Raw genomic sequence first — 16,044 nt, 5'->3', positions numbered from 1 at the left:
CTCGGTGATCCCCGGCTTCGCGATGCACCGACCATAGCCGGTCCTGGCCTCAGATCCGCAGACCTAGCCTTCACAAATGCGGGATAGCGCATAGCCCTATCCGCCACCTGAGTTTGCCGAACCTTGTCAGACCGCGATGACCTTCGCCGTAAAATCGCCTGATGTCGCGGCATGAAACGCAACACGCTTTCCATCTAGCAGGCTTCTAGATGGCTGTGCTGCGGCTAGTGGCGGCGTGGCCCATCGCAGGAGAAGCGGTACTTCGGAATCGCCGTAACCAGAGCACGGCCCGCCAAGGGCGTGACAAGTCCATTCCGGCTTGTCTCAGCCCGAATCGAGCTGCGAGCGGTGTTGGGGCAAATCTCGGGATAAGCTAACGGAAAGCCTTGGTGGAGCTGAGGGGATTCGAACCCCTGACCTCTGCAGTGCGATTGCAGCGCTCTCCCATCTGAGCTACAGCCCCAAGGCGCTGGCCTTCTAGGCCGTGCGCCGCGTGGATGTCAATCACTTCCGCCATGTGTTTTGGCGCGAGCAGGGGATATTCCGCGAACCCTCTCCGGACTGGCTCAAAAGGAAGATCGATGCGTGCCGTTCTCGACGTGGTTCTGCTCGCTCTGCAGATCTATGTGTGGCTTCTGATCGCCTCGGCGGTGCTGAGCTGGCTGATCGCCTTCAACGTCATCAACACACGCAACCAGTTCGTCTCCACGGTCTGGGACTCGCTCTACCGCATCACCGAACCGGCCCTGCGCCCGATCCGCAACATGCTGCCCAATCTCGGCGGCATCGACATCTCGCCGATCATCCTGCTGCTGATCATCTACTTCATCCAGAGCGTCATCGTCCGCTACATCTACCCCAACGTGTTCTGACGGCGACTGTCCTGCACGTGGCGCGGCTCTCGGGCGTCCACGACGCATTCGACGCCGCCATGAGCGGCATGCAGTATGGCGGCCTCCGCAATCGCCCGAGGTCGCCCGCATGGCCGCAGCCACCCGCCCCTATCGCAGTCAGAACTGGGTTCTGACCAAGCCTGCCGCTCGCGGAAAGCACGGTATCGTCGTCTCGCAGAGCCGCGAGGCAGCCGAGGCTGGAACGGCGATCCTCGAACAGGGCGGCAACGCCGCCGATGCCGCCGTCGCGGCCTGCTTCGCGCTGGCCGCGGTCGAGCCTTGGAACAGCGGCCTGGGCGGCATCGGCTTTGCGGTGGTGCTGAAGGCAGGCGAGAGCCGGGCACAGGTCGTCGATTTCGGGCCGATCGCACCACGGCGCGCCGATCCGGCCGACTATCCCCTCACCGGCGAGATGAAGAAGGACCTCTTCACCTGGCCCGAGGTCGTCGGTGACCGCAACATCCACGGACCGCTCTCCTTCTGCATCCCCTCCTCCGTCGCGGGCTACGCCAAGCTGAAGGATGCCTTCGGCTCCGCCTTGCCACTCGCCGACATCCTCGCCCCCGCGATCGCGCTCGCGAAGCGCGGCCTGCCGGCCGACTGGTACACGACGCTGAAAATCGCGTCCTCGGCTTCGGTGCTCAGGCTCTACGAGGAAAGCGCCCGCATCTATCTGCCCGGCGGGCTGCCGCCGGTGCCGCCCTATCAGGGCACGCCCGGCTTCATGACGCTGGGCCAACTGCCCGGCACGCTGGAACGGCTGGCCCAAGCCGGCCTCGACGACTTCTACCGCGGCGACATCGCCCGCCGGCTCGCGGCCGACATCGCCGCGGCTGGCGGCGTCGTGGACGAGCAGGATCTGGCGGGCTGCGAGGCGCAACTGCGCTCCTCGCCGACGATCGACTGGCGCGGCAGCCACCTCGTTCATACGGCTGGTGGCCTGACCGCCGCCCCCACGCTGGAGCGCGTCATCGCCGGCATGACTGACGCGCCCATCGACGGCGAAGGTCCTTCGGCCGCCTGGTTCGCTGAGCTTTCGCGCGTCATGCGGCAGGCCTATCGCGAGCGCCTCGACGGCCTCGGCGCCGCGACGGCCGCGAAGGAGCCAGGCGACACCTGCACCACCCATCTCACCGTGGTCGACGGCGAGGGCAATCTCGTCACGGTGACCACCACCCTGCTCTCCTCGATGGGCAGCCGCGTCGTCCTGCCCTCGACCGGCGTGCTGATGAACAACGGCATGATGTGGTTCGACCCGCGCCCCGGCAGCGCCAATGCGATCGCGCCCGGCGCCCGGCCGCTCTGCAACATGTGCCCGGTCGTGGTGACGCCGAAGGACGGTGGCTGGCCGCGCCTGGCCGCAGGCTCCTCCGGCGGGCGGCGCATCCTCGCCAGCGTCTACCAGACGCTGGCCTGGCAGCTTGATTTCGGCATGGGGACCGAGGACACGGCGCATCAGCCGCGCATCGACGTCTCCGGCCCCGATTCGACCAGCGCCGATCCGCGATTGCCGGCCGAGACTCTGGCCGCGCTGGAACAGGCCGGCCCGACGACGCTGGCCGAACACGCCGTCATGCCGATCAACTTCGCCTGCCCGAACTTCATCCGGGTCGACCGCGACGGCGCCGAAGGATCGAGCGACGCCGCCTCACCCTGGTCGGCTGCGGTCGCCGCGCAACGCTGACGCCGACCCCGCCGGCTTGGCACGGCGCCGGGCCGTCATTCTCGGGCGAAGCGTAGCGCAGACCCGAGAATCTCTTGCAGGAGATGCTCGGGTCAAGCCCGAGCATGACGAATCACGGTCAGACCCGCTTCAGCCCCCAGGGATAAGGCGCCGAGCCCGGCAGCATGCCAGTCAGGTTCTTACGATAGGCGGTGCGGATCACGAACTGGCCGAGCGGAATGGTCGCGCACTCTTCCAGCGCCAGCCGGCCGAGTTCGACCGCCGTCTTCTTCTGCGTCGCTTCATCGGGGGCGTAGAGCCATTGTTCGGCCAGGCCCTCGGCCTTGTCGCTCGTCCACCAGCCGAACCAGCCCTTCTCGCCCTGGCCGCGTACGAGATTGGACAGCGCCGGATTGCCCCAGCCAATCGCCGCGCCGGTGGTGTGGAAGATGCTCCAACCGCCCTTCTCGACGGGCTCGCGGCTGTTGCGACGCTGGATCACCGTGCCCCAGTCGCTCGCCGCCATCTCGACATTCATGCCGAGCTGCTTGAGCAGTTCGTAGGTCACTTCGCCGAGCGGGCCGATATCGGGGAAGTCGGTCGGGTTGATGATGACGACCTTCTCGCCCTTGTAGCCGGATTCCTTGAGGGCCGCCTTGGCCTTCTCAAGGCTGGCCGGCATCAGGTCTTCCTGCTCGCCGGTATAATAGGGCGTGCCGCGCCACCAGAGATTGCGGCAGACTTGCCACATCGAGGTGTCGTCGCCCTGGGCAGCGCGCATGTAGTCTTCCTGCTTCACCGCCATGCGGACGGCTGCGCGCACCTTCGGGTTGTTGAAGGGTGGCTGCAGGTGGTTGAGCCGGATGATGGCGCCGCGGCCGGCCTTGTCGATGACCTCGCGCTTGATGTCCGGGCTCTGGGCCAGCATCGGCTGCAGGTCGGCGAGCGGCCGCTCCCACCAGTCGACCTCGCCGGTGGTCAAAGCCGCCGCCGCCGTCGCCGGGTCCGGCAGGATGTGCCATTCGATCCGCTTGAAATTCGCGACCTTGCCGCCGGCATTACGGCTCGGCGGCTCGCTGCGGGGCTTGTAGCCGTCGAACTTCTCATAGACAGCGCGGCTGCCGGTGACGAATTCGCCGGCGACGAACTTGTAGGGACCGGAGCCGATCATCTCCGTCACCTGCTTGGTCGCATCGGTCTGCGCCAGACGCTCCGGCATGATGAAGGGCGGGTTGTCCGCCTTGGAGAGCAGGTCGAGCATCATCGGGAAGGGCCGGGTCAGCTTGATCTCGATGGTGCGCTCGTCCGGCGCGTTCCAGGCCTCGACGACCTTGGCCAGCAGCTGCCCGTAGGGATCGCGCTGGCACCAGCGCTTCATGCTCTGGATGCAGTCGGCCGGCTTCACCGGCGCACCGTCATGGAACGAGAGGCCCTGGCGTAAACGGATGCGCCAGCTCTTGCCGTCGGCCGAGACCTCGTGTCCCTCCGCCATCTGCGGCTGCGGCTTCAGGTCCAGATCGCCGCCATAGAGCGTATCGAAGACATAATAGCCGTGGTTGTTGGTCACCGTCGCCGTCGTCCAGATCGGATCGAGTGCGGTCAGGTTGGCCTGTGGCACGAATTTGAGAACAGTGGCGCTCTGCGCGGCAGCGGAGCGGGTCAGGCTCGGGCCGGCGACGGCGAGAGCCGCCGTCCCGGTGAGAAAATCGCGACGCTTCATAGGTTCTCCCCTCTTATGATTGGCAGTCGTTGCGTAGTGCTCAGGCAAACCCCATGAAATTCGGGCTCTCGCTGATCGGCCGCGCCTTGGCGAGCCTGGCCAGATCCGGAACCGGGCGCGCCGTCAGCGGATCGCCGGCAAGGGCCGCCTCCAGTGCAGCGGCCACCGCCAGCACCTTGGCGTCGCCGCCGCGCGGCCCGACGATCTGCAGGCCGAAGGGCATGCCATTGCGGTCGAGCCCGACCGGCAGTGAAATCGCCGGATGGCCGACGATGGTGACGGCATAGGCGAGCGCGAGCCAGTGGAAGTAGGTCCGGGTCGGCTTGCCGTCGATCTCGGCCGGGAAGAGTTCGGTCCAGGGCCGCGGGCTCAGCGTCACCGCCGGCGACAGGATGACGTCGTAATCCGCGAAGAAGCGCTGCCAGCGCTGATAGATTGCCGTCTGCTGCTTCATGGCGCGCGTCACGTCGAGCGCGGAATAGCCCAACCCCTCCTCTACATTGGCGCGGACATTGGGCCCGACCATCTCGGGCGTGTCGCGCACCTTGTCGAGATGGCTGGCGAGGAAGTTGACGGCCCGCAGGATCTCGAAGACCTCGTCGGCGCCGTCGCAATCCGGCGTCGCTTCATCGGCCGCATGGAAGAGGTGGCTGAAGGCACCGGTCTTCTCGGCGAAGGTCTCGCGGATCAGGCGCTCGGTGGGGGCGAAGCCGAAATCCGGCGTCAGCGCGACCTTGAGCGAAGCGAGATCAATCGTCTCGGGCCGGGCAAAGTCTTCAGGCCGCCGCACCGTCTTGCCATGGATCGTGGTGGCGAGAGCGTCGACCGCGTTGTCGGAGACCATGGTCGAGAGCAGCAGGCACAGATCCGGCACGTTGCGCGCCATCGGCCCGAGCACGGAGAGCGGATTCCAGCCGAGCTGGCGCTTCTCGCTCGGCACCAGCCCCGGCGTCGGGCGGAAGCCGACGATGCCGTTGAAGGCGGCCGGGTTGCGCAGCGAGCCGCCGGTGTCGGAGCCGGTCGCGATCGGCACCATCCCCGTCGCGAGCACCACGCCCGAACCGCCGGAGGAGCCGGCCGCGCTCTTCGACGGATCGAAGGGATTTCCGGTTGCGCCGTATACGGCGTTGCGCGTATTGGCGCCCGCGCCCCATTCGGGGGTGTTGGTCTTGCCGGCGATGATCGCGCCGGCCTTGCGCACCGAGGCGACGATCAGCTGATCCTCCTTCGGCACAAAATCCCGATAGAGCGGGCTGCCATAGGTGGTGCGTAAGCCCGCGACATTCTCCAGATCCTTGATGCCGACCGGCAGGCCGTGCAGCGCGCCGAGCTGGTCGCCGCGCGCCGTCGCCTCGTCTGCCGCGGCTGCCGCCTTGCGCGCCGCCTCGTCGTCGCGCGCCACCATCGCATTCACGGCTGGGTCCACCGCGTCGATACGGCGGATGCAGCTTTCGAGCAGCTCGCGGGCGGACAGCTTCTTGGCCCCGATGAGGGCGCGCGCAGCGACGGCGCTGAGATCGCAGGGTTCGGTCAAGGCTCGTATCTCCGTTGCGCACGGCCCCTCGCAAGCGCTATGCCGCATCGGGCCGACACCCCAGACTAGGCGACGGCGACCATATGTCCATGTGGCGGCTGCGCATGGCCGCCACTTCCCGGTGAGAGGGCTCATGAGCAACCCGGCCGCCCGGCCCTGGCGGGAAACGAAGGAGGGGGTCGCGCTAGATGTCCGCCTGACGCCGCGCGGCGGGCGCGATGCGCTCGACGGCGTCGAGACGCTCGCGGACGGGCGCATCGTCCTGAAGGCCCGTGTCCGCGCCGCCCCGACGGATGGCGAGGCGAATGCAGCGCTCATCCGGCTGCTGGCCGGTGAGCTGCGGCTGCCCCGCTCGCAGCTTTCGATCGCGAGCGGCGCCACGGCACGGCTGAAAACCGTGGCTCTGCAAGGCGATGCTGCCGCCTTGGCGGCAGCGCTTGCCGCCTGCCTCGACAGGCTCACCTAGAGCGTGCTGGGTTTACACGAAAACACGGCGTCATCCCGGGCTTGACCCGGGATCCATGCCGGAGCGTTTCCGATCAAGGTTCAGGCATGGATCCCGGCTCTCCGCTTCGCTGCAGCCGGGATGACCCGCGTGGTTCCGTGTAAAGTCAGCGCACTCTAGGCGGGTTCGCCGATCCCGCACCGCAACATAGACTTGACGAAAGCCGCGGTTTCCTGTTCCAGAAAGCCCATGAACAAGCCTGCAGAGCCGTTCCCGCAGCGCCTGACGGAAGGCTATCGCACCTTCCTCGACGACCGTTTCATCCGTGAACAGGGCCGATACGAAGAGCTCGGCGAGCACGGCCAGACGCCGAAGATCATGTTGATAGGCTGCTGCGACTCGCGCGTTTCACCCGAAGTCATCTTCGATGCTCGGCCAGGCGAGATGTTCGTCGCCCGCAACATCGCCAATCTCGTGCCGCCCTTCGCGCCGGACGATCAGCTCCACGGCACCTCGGCCGCGCTCGAATACGCCATTCAAGCACTGAAGGTCGAGCATATCGTCGTGCTCGGCCATGGCCGCTGCGGCGGCATCCGCGCCTTCGCCGACGATAGTCAGGAAGCGCTCTCGCCCGGCGACTTCATCGGCAAGTGGATCACCCTGATCGGACCGGCGGCCGAGCGCACCGGCGGTCGCGGCCGCAACGAGAGCTTCGACGACTATCTGCACCGGCTGGAACTCGCCTCGATCCAGCAATCACTCGCCAATCTGCGGACCTTCCCCTGCGTCCAGATTCTGGAGAGCAAGGGCAGGCTGCACCTGCACGGCGCCTATTTCGCCGTCGCCACCGGCGTGCTGATGATCCTCGACCCGGCCACCGGCCAGTTCATTCCCGCCATCGGCGAGATGCCCAAGCGCGTCCAGCAGATTCGCTGTTCCGAGGCGTGAACGCTGTACGTCATGCTCGGGCTTGACCCACGGCTGTCCGGTTCACATCGCGCTGGCGGGTGCCGGGGCGGGCTCCTCCCTTCCCCCTTGTGGGGAAGGGTATGGGGATGGGGGTGGTTCCGCTTGGTGAGCGTTGAACCCCGTCGTTCGACCCCCACCCCTGCCCCTCCCCACAAGGGGGAGGGGTTCCCCGCACCTGTCATCTCCGTCGCTGTTCTCTGGAAAGCCTTCGATCCATTGTGCTTTCCAAGACGGTGTTCAAAACCAACTGGACAGCCGCGGGCTTGACCTGAGCATCGCGGAAACCAGATTCTCTCGTTCTGAGATTCTAGGGTCCGCGCAAGCGCGGCCCGAGAATGACGCCGCGACGGCGGCGCCTCACTCCCCATCCGACAGCGGGTGGAGATCGCGCACCATGCTCTTCAGCCGCTCGTCGAGGACATGGGTGTAGATCTGCGTCGTCGCGATATCGGCATGGCCGAGCAGTTCCTGCACCACTCTGAGATCGGCGCCGTTCTGCAGCAGATGACTGGCGAAGGCGTGGCGCAGCACGTGCGGGCTCAGCGCCGAAGCTGAAAGCCCCGCCGCTCCGGCCAGCGTCTTGAGGTCGCGCGCAAAGACCTGCCGCGTCAGATGCCCGCTCTCGCCATCCGAAGGAAAGAGCCAGCGCCCCTCCCCCTGCCCCGCCTCCGTCAGGGCCGTGAGCCAGTCGCGCGCTGCCTGGCGCGCCGCCTCGTTCAGCGGCACCAGCCGTTCCTTCTCGCCCTTGCCGCGCACGATCAGGAAACGCTCGCGCGTCGTCGCGGCCGAGCGTGGCAGCGCGATCAGCTCGGAGACGCGCAGGCCCGTGGCGTAGAGCATCTCGACGAGGCAGCGCATTCGCAAGGCCTTCAGCCGCGCCGCCGGACTCGGCCCCTCGCGCAGGCAGGCCTCCCGCGCGGTTTCGAGCAGCCGGTCGACATCGCCGACGGAAACGACCTTCGGCAGCGGTCGCCCCTGGCGCGGCCCCGAGATCGCGGCGGTCGGGTCGGTGCCGGCGAGCCCCTCGGTGTAGAGGAAGCGGTGGAACTGCCGCACGGCAGACAGCCTGCGCGCCGCCGACGAGGCCTTGAGGCCACGCCCCGACAGATCGGCGAGCCAGCCGCGGATGTCCTCGGCCGTGGCCTCGCCCAGCACCTTGCCGCCCAGGAATTCGAGATAGTCCTCGACGTCCCGCTCATAGGCTTCGAGCGTATTGCGCGCCGCGCCGCGCTCGGCTGCCAACATGTCGAGGAAGGCATTCAGCCGCTGGCGCGACAGGCGGCTCATTTCGGCTGGAGTTTCGAAGGCGGCACGATCTCGATCATCTCGCGCTGCACCGGCTGGACGAAAGTGACCAGCGCCACCATGCCCCCAAAGACCAGACCGGCGATGACCGCGACGAAGACGAGGAAACGGAATAACGTCGGCACTTCGGGCGGACTTTCGCAATCGCGCGATCTTGGACCGAGGCACTATCCGCGATGCCATCCGCGTCGCGCAAGGGCAGGCAGGCCACAGCACCGTGCAAAGCGCCGCCAAAAACCATGACGGAGGCATGACGTGGCCGGCAGCTGCGTGCTACAGCCCTCCCTAGGACAATACATTGATGACCGCCGCTGCCACCATCGCCGCCCCGGACATGGCCGATCTCCGCACCGCCCTTGGCGGGCGCACCATCGTGCTCGTCGGCATGATGGGCTCCGGCAAGAGCTCGGTCGGGCGCCGGCTGGCGTCGCGGCTCGGCATGTCCTTCATCGACGCCGATGTCGAGATCGAGACGGCGGCCCGCATGACGATCCCCGAGATCTTCGAGCAGCGTGGCGAGGCCGAATTCCGCCAGGGCGAGCGGCGCGTGATCAGCCGGATACTGGAGACGCAGTCGCCCGTCGTGCTGGCGACCGGCGGCGGCGCCTTCATGAACGCCGAGACGCGCGAGCGGATCAAGCAGTTCGGCATCTCGGTCTGGCTCAAGGCCGAGCCGGACGTGCTGATGCGCCGCGTCCGCAAGCGCTCGAACCGCCCGCTGCTCCAGACTGCCGATCCAGAGGGGACGCTGCGCCGGATGCTGGCCGAGCGCGAGCCCGTCTATGCGCTTGCCGACCTGACCATCCTGTCGAGCGATGAGCCTCACGAAATCGTGGTCCGCGAAACCATTGCCGCATTGGGCGGCTATCTGCGCCTGACGGCCGGAGAAGACACGCCATGAACGCCACCCTGACCAAGAAGGCCGGCGCGCGGATCGTCGTCCCCGTCGCGCTCGAAGGCCGCGCCTACGACATCCATATCGGCCGCCACCAGCTCTGCGAGGCGGCGGCATTGATCGCCGCCTTCGCGCCCGGCGCCAAGGCCGCCCTCGTCACCGACACCAGCGTGGCTGCCTTGCACGGCGCCGCCTTTGAGACCTGCCTGCATCAGGAAGGCATCACGGCGACCCGCATCACCATTCCACCGGGTGAGGGTTCGAAATCCTATAGCCAGTTTATCGCGCTCTGCGACGCGCTGCTGGCAGCGAAGATCGAGCGCAACGACCTCGTCATCGCCTTCGGCGGCGGCGTCGTCGGCGACCTCACCGGCTTCGCAGCGGCGGTGCTGCGGCGCGGGGTGCGCTTCGTGCAGATTCCGACCACGCTGCTCGCCCAGGTCGATTCCTCGGTCGGCGGCAAGACCGGCATCAACTCGCCGCACGGCAAGAACCTGATCGGCGCCTTCCACCAGCCCGCGCTCGTCATCGCCGATACCGCCCTGCTCGACACGCTGAGCGAGCGCGAGTTCAAGGCCGGCTATGCCGAGGTGGTGAAGTACGGGCTGATCGACGATCCCGACTTCTTCGACTGGTGCGAGGCCAATTGGAGCCGCGTCATCGCCGGCGGACCGGAGCGCGACCATGCCGTCGCCGTTTCCTGCCGCGCCAAGGCGACGATCGTGGCCCGCGACGAGCGTGAGGAGGGCGACCGCGCCTTGCTCAATCTCGGCCACACCTTCGCCCATGCGCTGGAGCGGCTGACCAATTACGATTCGAGCCGCCTCGTCCATGGCGAGGCTGTCGCCATCGGGTTGGCGCTCGCCTTCCGCTTCTCGCAGCGCCTTGGGCTCTGCCCAGGGCAGGATGCCGGGCGCGTCGCCCGCCACCTCGACCATGTCGGCCTGCCGAGCCGGCTGCAGCAGGTGCCGGGCGGTGCCGGCAGCGCCGAGGAGATCGTCAACGCCATGGCGCAGGACAAGAAGGTCAAGCGCGGCGTGCTGACCTTCATCCTCGCCCGCGGCATCGGCAAGAGCTTCATCGCGCCGGGCGTCGCGGCTGAGGAAGTGCGCGGCTTCATCGAGGCCGAGCTGGCAGCCTGAACCGCGATCAGGCCAGACCGGCCTTGGCAAGGAAGTCCGCCGCGCGGTAACCCGGCTCGACACCCTTCACGAGCATCGTCACGCCGCGTGAATTCTCCGTCCTGAGCGGCAGGATCTCGCGATAGGCGGGCGAATCATACCAGGCGCGCGCCCGTTCCATATCGGGAAAGCCGATGATGACGAGATCGCCTGGCCACGGCCCCTCGACGATCTCGGGTGTGGCGCCATGGATCAGGAACTGTCCCTGATAGGGCTCAAGCGTCGCATCGATCCGCTTGATGTAGTCGATGATCTCGGCCCCGAGGCGGACATCCTGCAGATGGGCGATGGCATAGGCAGTCATGGTCGTCTCCGTGGGCGGCGCTTCGAAAGCCGGCCGTCGCGAAGGACCATGGCGCGCCGAACGGCGCGGGTCGATTACCTGCGGGGTTATCGTCCGTGGGTCAGGGGCTGAACACCAGCACCAGGAAGACGAAGAACACGGCGAGATGCACCGCGCCCTCCAGCATGGTGGTACGCGTGCCGGTGAAAGTCAGCGTCGAGAGCAGCAGGGTCATGGCGGCGATGACCATGTTCGTCCCGGACAGGCCGAGTACGACCGGCTGGCCGGTGAAGACGCCGATCAGCAGCACAGCCGGCACCGTCATGCCGAGCGTCGAGGCCGCCGCGCCCAGGCACAGATTGACCGCACGCTGGAGCTGATTGGCGGTTATCGCCCGCAGTGCCGCGATGCATTCCGGCGTGAACACCACCATGGCGATCAGGATGCCGCCGAGCGCCGCCGGGGCGCCGAGCTTGGCGATGCCGAAATCGAGCACCTTCGCCAGGCTCTTCGAGAGGATGACGATCGGCAGGATATTGGCGAGCAGCAGGCCGACGCGCGGCAGCAATTCACCCGCGGAAGACGGCGAAGCCAGCTTGTCTTCCGCGGCAGCCAATGCCGATGCCGGCTTGCCGTCCTCGTCGGGCTCGCGGAAGAACATGCTATGCCGGCCCGTCTGGAGCGCGAGAAAGGCACCATAGAGGGCAACCGTGAAGATCGAGAAGGCGATCGCCTGGAACGAGGTCAGCGTCCCATCCGGGGTCGAGGTCGTGAAATTCGGCAGGAAAAGCGGAATCACCGTGAGCGGGATGATCACCGCCAGATAGGAAGTGGCGCCCTTCAGATTGTAGCGCTGCTGGAAATGCCTGAGGCCGCCGATGAGCAGCCCGACGCCGACCACGCCGTTGAGCACGATCATCAGCACTGCGAACATCGTGTCGCGCCCGAGCGTGGGCGCGCCCTGGGCGCCCAGCATGACGGCACCGACCAGCGCCACCTCGATGATGACGATCGAGAGCGTCAGAATCAGCGTGCCATAGGGCTCGCCCAGCCTTTCAGCCAGTTCCTCGGCCTCGTGCACGACGCCGAAAGACGCCCAGACGATGATGCCGAGCAGCCAAAGAAACAAAAGCAGCGACGGCAGCGGCGCGCCGAGCTGGCCGAGCAGGGTGTCGCCGAACAGCAGGAAGGCGGCAACCGAAACCCAGGCACAGGCAAGGCGAAGGATCATCATCGTCGTCGTCACACGGAAGGTTCTGTTGCGGGAGGGGTGCGCCCTAATAAGCGGGAAAGGCGACAGCGGCGCAACGGCTGATGTCGCATGCGATCTTCGCGAAAGGCCTTCCGAGAGCCGGCGGCGTATCAGCCGGGAATGATCTTCTGCGCCAGCGGGGTCGCCTCGCCTTCCGCGAGCGCTGCCGGCTTGTCGCTGACGAGATATTGCGCCCGTGCCAGCGCCGCGAAGCGCCCGCCCTTGGCGACGAGCTCGTCGAAGGTGCCCATCTCCTCGACCTGCCCCTGCTCGAAGACGAGGATGCGGTCGGCATTGCGGATCGTGGCGAGGCGGTGCGCGATGACGAAGGTGGTGCGTCCCTTCATCACCTCTTCCAGCGCCTTCTGCAGCTTCACCTCGGTCGCGGCATCGAGCGCCGAGGTCGCCTCGTCGAGGATCAGGATCGGCGGGTTCTTGAGAAGCGCGCGCGCGATCGAAAGCCGCTGGCGCTCGCCGCCGGAGAGGGTGCGGCCACGCTCGCCGACGAGGGTGTCGAGACCGTCGGGCTGGCGCGCCATCACCTCGGTCGCCTGGGCGCGGTCGAGCGCCTGCATCAGCTCGGCATCGATCGCGTCCGGCTTGCCGACGAGCAGGTTCTCGCGGATGGAGCGGGCGAACAGCATCGGCTCCTGGAAGACGACACCGATATTGTGTCGGAGCGAGAGCAGCGAGATGTCACGGATATCCAGGCCGTCGACCGTGATCCGCCCCGACTGCGGATCGAAGGCCCGATGCAGCAGCCCGAGCGTGGTCGATTTGCCCGAGCCGGTCGAGCCGACGACCGCGATGGTCTCGCCGGGCCTGACCGAAAAGGAGACGTCGCGCACCGCGGCGCGTTTGCCGTCATACGAAAAGGAGACGTCCTCGAAGGCGACGGCGCCGATGAGCCGGCCGGGGTCCGGAGCATTCGGCAGGTCGCGCACGGTCGGCAGTGTGTCGAGCACCTCGAAGAACTCGCGCATCTTCGGCGCCTGCATGAAGATGAAGTTCACGAAGGCGACGATCTGCTCGAGACGCCCGACCAGCATGGTGGCGAACCCCATGAAGGTGACGATTTCGCCGACAGTGGTCTGGCCGTGCATCAGGAGCCAGGTGCCGACGATGAAGATCGCCAGCACCGTCAGCGTCGCCGAGGCCCGCGTCGCGACATTGGCCACCGCCCACCAGGACAGCACCGGCAGTTGCGCATTGAGGAGGTTCGTGATGGTCGAGCGCAGGCCACGCACCTCGGCCTCGATGCGGGTGAAACTCTGGATCACCGGCACGTTGCCGAGCGCATCCGAGGCCCGTTCGGCCAGGCTGGAATGATAAGATTCGACATTGCGCTGGAGCTGGTCGGTCCGGCGCAGCACGAAGGCCGTCAGCGAGCCGAACAGGATGACGAGGGCGATCAGCAGCAGGCCGAGCTGCCAGTTCTTCCAGATGGTGAAGGGCAGCAGCACGAACAGCGCGACGATCGAGGCGCAATGCTCGCGGAAGAAGGAGAGCCAGAGCGCCCACATCGCGCTGGCGCCGTCGAGCATCACCTTGAGTACGCGGCCGGAATGGGTCTGGGTGTGATAGGCGAGCGGCAACGTCAGCGCATGCTCGAAATACTCAGCCATCACCGCGAGCCGCCGACGATGGGCGAGCCTGTCGGCATGGAGCGCGACAAAGACGCCGAGCCCGATATTGGTGAGGCCGAAACCGACCCAGGCGAGGATCAGATAGTCGATGCTGTTCCAAGTCAGCTTGCCGCCGGACATCTGGATCGTCGTCAGCCGGTCGATCAGCGTGCCGAACAGCATCGGCTCGGCGAAGGCGACTGCGGCCAGCAGGACATTGGCCAACGCCAGGATGAGCCCCAGCCGCCTTTCCGGGCCGAGTTCGCCGAGGACACGGGCATAGAGCGAAAGCAGCGACATCCCGACAAGCTTTAAAGCATCGGCCCGAAAAGTGGAGTGCGGTTTTGGGGACCGTTCACAGATCCTCCAGCCCTCATCCTGAGGAGCCGCGTGAGCGGCGTCTCGAAGGATGCTCCAGATGGTTCCGGAGCCTCTTGGACCATCCTTCGAGGCTTAGCCTGACGGCGCTTCCTCACGATGAGGGCTTCGGCAAAAATTCGAACACGCGGAGATCACGATGCGGAACCGGGACTGCTCCGCATGGGTGCCGCGGGATCGGCCGCTGCTTTCGCTGCGATCAACCTTAACGCTTCCTTCAAACCAGCCTCCTTATGGTGAACGCGAAAAGGCGATGCCGCGCTCCGGCGCGCCGGCAGCTGGGTCCGGGGTGAGTGATGGATATTGCAACCGGCTTGGGTATCTTTGCCGGAATTGGCGTTATTTTCGGCCTGATCATGATCGATGGCGGCAATTTCGCCGCCTATTTCGACAAGCACGCCGTCATCGTCATCTTCGGTGGCGCGACAGCGGCGACCATGACGCGCTTTCCCTTTTCGGTGATCGCCCACGGCCTGCCCATGGGTGCGCGCTTCGCCTTCACCATGAGCGCGAGCCATCCGCGCGAGCTGATCGAGGAAATCACCCGCGTCGCCGAGATCGCCCGCAAGAGCGGCCCCGTCGCGCTGGAGAATGTCGAGGTCTCCGACCCGTTTCTTGCCCAGGGCCTGCGCTATATCGCCGACGGCTACGACAAGGACTTCATCCGCGACACGATGGAACGCGACCGCGACAATTTCCTGCAGCGGCTCGACGAAGGTTCCAAGGTCTACCGCGCCATCGGCGACTGCGCCCCGGCCTGGGGCATGATCGGCACGATCCTCGGCATGGTGACGATGTTCGCCAACATGTCGGATCCGTCCAGGCTCGGCCCGGCCATGGCGACCGCGCTGCTGGCGACCCTGTACGGCGCGGTCATCGCGAACATGATCACGCTCCCCCTCGCCGACAAGCTGCACGTCAAACTCGAGGAGGAGGAGATCTCCCGCACTCTGATCATCGATGGCGTGCTCCAGATGCGTGATGCCAAATCGCCGACGCTGGTGCGCGAAATGCTGCTCGCCTACCTGCCGCAGCATCACCGTTCCGAACTCGCGGAAGCCTGAGGAAGAGCGGCGATGGCGCGCAAGAAGGGCGGAGCGCATGGCGGTCACGGCTGGTTCGTGACCTTCGCCGATCTGATGGCGCTGCTGATGAGCTTCTTCGTCATGGTCGCCGCCTATTCGAGCCAGGACAAGCAGAAGCTCCAGATCGTCGCCGGTTCGATGCGCGAGGCCTTCGGCACCCAGACCGATGTGCGCCTCGCCGGCATCGTCGAGCTCGATGGCATCCCGACCAAGACGCACATCAAGAACGCCTATGTGCGGCCCCTGCAGGACGCTTCCGACAACACGGCCCCCAACCATAACAACCAGAAGGAAGACGGGCTGATCGCGGCGACCCACGATCGCGGCTTCGCGCTGGCCGCCGCCTCGCTCCGGCAGGCGCTGCGCGACATGCCGGAGATCGCGGAAGTCTCGCGCAACGTCCTCGTCGAGGTCTCCGAGGCCGGGATCGACATCCAGCTCGTCGATCAGGAGGGCCGCGCCATGTTCGCCGAGGGCTCGGCCCAGCCGAACGAGCGCATGCGCAAGGTTCTCGCCGCTCTCGCCCCAACGCTCCGGCGTATGCCGAACAAGATCGCCATCTCCGGCCACAGCGCAACGCCGCGGCCCGGCACAGCGCCGGAGGGCGATCTCTGGGGCCTTTCGATCACCCGCGCCAATGCGGTCCGCGAGATCCTCGCAAATGCCGGCGTGCCGAACGAGCGCTTCCTCTCCGTCGCCGGCAAGGGCGACACCGAGCCGCTGATCAAGGACAATCCCTATCTGCCCTACAACCGCCGCGTCGGCATCGTGCTCAAGGCCGAGGCGCCGGCCCTGCCAAACGGCTTCAAGCCTTGA

The 16,044-nt window shown here is 66.6% G+C and carries 15 protein-coding genes and 1 tRNA gene; 8 read left to right on the top strand and 8 right to left on the bottom strand.

All coding sequences use genetic code 11. From position 1 onward, the window contains the following. Positions 1-387: 387 nt before the first annotated feature. A tRNA-Ala gene (locus FQV39_RS21680) sits at positions 388-463 on the bottom strand. 118 nt (positions 464-581) lie between these two features. Here FQV39_RS21680 and FQV39_RS21675 point away from each other — a divergent pair. Together FQV39_RS21675 and FQV39_RS21670 are read left to right on the top strand one after the other, a co-directional pair. Then, positions 582-872 carry a YggT family protein gene (locus FQV39_RS21675; protein ID WP_149132177.1) on the top strand — a complete coding sequence of 97 codons (291 nt, stop codon included), beginning with the start codon at positions 582-584 and terminating at the stop codon, positions 870-872. 109 nt (positions 873-981) lie between these two features. After that, positions 982-2,577: a gamma-glutamyltransferase gene (locus FQV39_RS21670; protein ID WP_149132176.1), complete on the top strand. Its 1,596-nt coding sequence runs from the start codon at positions 982-984 to the stop codon at positions 2,575-2,577. 118 nt (positions 2,578-2,695) lie between these two features. On the opposite strand, the gene FQV39_RS21665 is transcribed toward FQV39_RS21670, so the two are convergent. Together FQV39_RS21665 and FQV39_RS21660 are read right to left on the bottom strand one after the other, a co-directional pair. Further along, positions 2,696-4,276 carry an ABC transporter substrate-binding protein gene (locus FQV39_RS21665; RefSeq protein WP_149132175.1) on the bottom strand — a complete coding sequence of 527 codons (1,581 nt, stop codon included), beginning with the start codon at positions 4,274-4,276 and terminating at the stop codon, positions 2,696-2,698. Between the two features lie 40 nt (positions 4,277-4,316). After that, entirely contained in the window at positions 4,317-5,810 is a 1,494-nt protein-coding gene (locus FQV39_RS21660) for an amidase (protein ID WP_149132174.1), read from the bottom strand. 133 nt (positions 5,811-5,943) lie between these two features. Between FQV39_RS21660 and FQV39_RS21655 the strand changes: the two genes are divergently transcribed. Continuing rightward, positions 5,944-6,276 carry a DUF167 family protein gene (locus tag FQV39_RS21655; RefSeq protein WP_149132173.1) on the top strand — a complete coding sequence of 111 codons (333 nt, stop codon included), beginning with the start codon at positions 5,944-5,946 and terminating at the stop codon, positions 6,274-6,276. A gap of 228 nt (positions 6,277-6,504) precedes the next feature. Beyond that, positions 6,505-7,203, top strand: coding sequence for a carbonic anhydrase (locus FQV39_RS21650; RefSeq protein ID WP_149132172.1), 699 nt, complete (start codon positions 6,505-6,507; stop codon positions 7,201-7,203). 378 nt (positions 7,204-7,581) lie between these two features. Here FQV39_RS21650 and FQV39_RS21645 read toward each other — a convergent pair whose 3' ends face one another. Together FQV39_RS21645 and FQV39_RS21640 are read right to left on the bottom strand one after the other, a co-directional pair. After that, a complete protein-coding gene (locus tag FQV39_RS21645; RefSeq protein WP_149132171.1) occupies positions 7,582-8,511 on the bottom strand; it encodes a site-specific tyrosine recombinase XerD in 930 nt (309 codons plus the stop codon). Further along, a complete protein-coding gene (locus FQV39_RS21640; protein WP_149132170.1) occupies positions 8,508-8,654 on the bottom strand; it encodes a histidine kinase in 147 nt (48 codons plus the stop codon). Before FQV39_RS21640 ends, FQV39_RS21645 begins: the two co-directional genes overlap by 4 nt. Before the next feature lie 173 nt (positions 8,655-8,827). On the opposite strand from FQV39_RS21640, the gene FQV39_RS21635 reads away from it, so the two are divergent. Further along, positions 8,828-9,430: a shikimate kinase gene (locus FQV39_RS21635; RefSeq protein WP_472840604.1), complete on the top strand. Its 603-nt coding sequence runs from the start codon at positions 8,828-8,830 to the stop codon at positions 9,428-9,430. After that, positions 9,427-10,566, top strand: coding sequence for a 3-dehydroquinate synthase (gene aroB / locus FQV39_RS21630; RefSeq protein ID WP_149132168.1), 1,140 nt, complete (start codon positions 9,427-9,429; stop codon positions 10,564-10,566). Before FQV39_RS21635 ends, aroB begins: the two co-directional genes overlap by 4 nt. A gap of 7 nt (positions 10,567-10,573) precedes the next feature. Here aroB and FQV39_RS21625 read toward each other — a convergent pair whose 3' ends face one another. From FQV39_RS21625 to FQV39_RS21615, 3 genes are all read right to left on the bottom strand, one after another. Continuing rightward, positions 10,574-10,909 carry a DUF1330 domain-containing protein gene (locus FQV39_RS21625; protein WP_149132167.1) on the bottom strand — a complete coding sequence of 112 codons (336 nt, stop codon included), beginning with the start codon at positions 10,907-10,909 and terminating at the stop codon, positions 10,574-10,576. 100 nt (positions 10,910-11,009) lie between these two features. Next, a complete protein-coding gene (locus tag FQV39_RS21620) occupies positions 11,010-12,134 on the bottom strand; it encodes a calcium:cation antiporter (RefSeq protein WP_248313105.1) in 1,125 nt (374 codons plus the stop codon). Between the two features lie 116 nt (positions 12,135-12,250). After that, the gene (locus FQV39_RS21615; protein WP_149132166.1) at positions 12,251-14,065 is read right to left on the bottom strand and encodes a glucan ABC transporter ATP-binding protein/ permease; all 1,815 of its coding nucleotides are present in this window, start codon (positions 14,063-14,065) and stop codon (positions 12,251-12,253) included. Between the two features lie 374 nt (positions 14,066-14,439). Here FQV39_RS21615 and FQV39_RS21610 point away from each other — a divergent pair, with 374 nt between their 5' ends. Further along, positions 14,440-15,207 (top strand): motility protein A, encoded by a 768-nt coding sequence (locus FQV39_RS21610; RefSeq protein WP_149132165.1) that lies wholly within the window; start codon positions 14,440-14,442, stop codon positions 15,205-15,207. A 12-nt stretch (positions 15,208-15,219) separates the two neighbouring features. Continuing rightward, a complete protein-coding gene (locus tag FQV39_RS21605; protein ID WP_149132164.1) occupies positions 15,220-16,044 on the top strand; it encodes an OmpA/MotB family protein in 825 nt (274 codons plus the stop codon).

It is taken from the genome of Bosea sp. F3-2 (assembly GCF_008253865.1).
Lineage (GTDB): Bacteria > Pseudomonadota > Alphaproteobacteria > Rhizobiales > Beijerinckiaceae > Allobosea.
Note: the sequence above shows the minus strand (reverse complement) of the source record. Positions and strands in the feature narration are given on the sequence as shown.

What these genes read in the sequence shown, in the direction of transcription:
- FQV39_RS21675 (WP_149132177.1), top strand. Translation starts at nt 582, where the DNA reads ATGCGTGCCGTTCTCGACGTGGTTCTGCTCGCTCTGCAGATCTATGTG.
- FQV39_RS21670 (WP_149132176.1), top strand. Translation starts at nt 982, where the DNA reads ATGGCCGCAGCCACCCGCCCCTATCGCAGTCAGAACTGGGTTCTGACC.
- FQV39_RS21665 (WP_149132175.1), bottom strand. Translation starts at nt 4,276, where the DNA reads ATGAAGCGTCGCGATTTTCTCACCGGGACGGCGGCTCTCGCCGTCGCC.
- FQV39_RS21655 (WP_149132173.1), top strand. Translation starts at nt 5,944, where the DNA reads ATGAGCAACCCGGCCGCCCGGCCCTGGCGGGAAACGAAGGAGGGGGTC.
- FQV39_RS21650 (WP_149132172.1), top strand. Translation starts at nt 6,505, where the DNA reads ATGAACAAGCCTGCAGAGCCGTTCCCGCAGCGCCTGACGGAAGGCTAT.
- FQV39_RS21645 (WP_149132171.1), bottom strand. Translation starts at nt 8,511, where the DNA reads ATGAGCCGCCTGTCGCGCCAGCGGCTGAATGCCTTCCTCGACATGTTG.
- aroB (WP_149132168.1), top strand. Translation starts at nt 9,427, where the DNA reads ATGAACGCCACCCTGACCAAGAAGGCCGGCGCGCGGATCGTCGTCCCC.
- FQV39_RS21625 (WP_149132167.1), bottom strand. Translation starts at nt 10,909, where the DNA reads ATGACTGCCTATGCCATCGCCCATCTGCAGGATGTCCGCCTCGGGGCC.
- FQV39_RS21615 (WP_149132166.1), bottom strand. Translation starts at nt 14,065, where the DNA reads ATGTCGCTGCTTTCGCTCTATGCCCGTGTCCTCGGCGAACTCGGCCCG.
- FQV39_RS21610 (WP_149132165.1), top strand. Translation starts at nt 14,440, where the DNA reads ATGGATATTGCAACCGGCTTGGGTATCTTTGCCGGAATTGGCGTTATT.
- FQV39_RS21605 (WP_149132164.1), top strand. Translation starts at nt 15,220, where the DNA reads ATGGCGCGCAAGAAGGGCGGAGCGCATGGCGGTCACGGCTGGTTCGTG.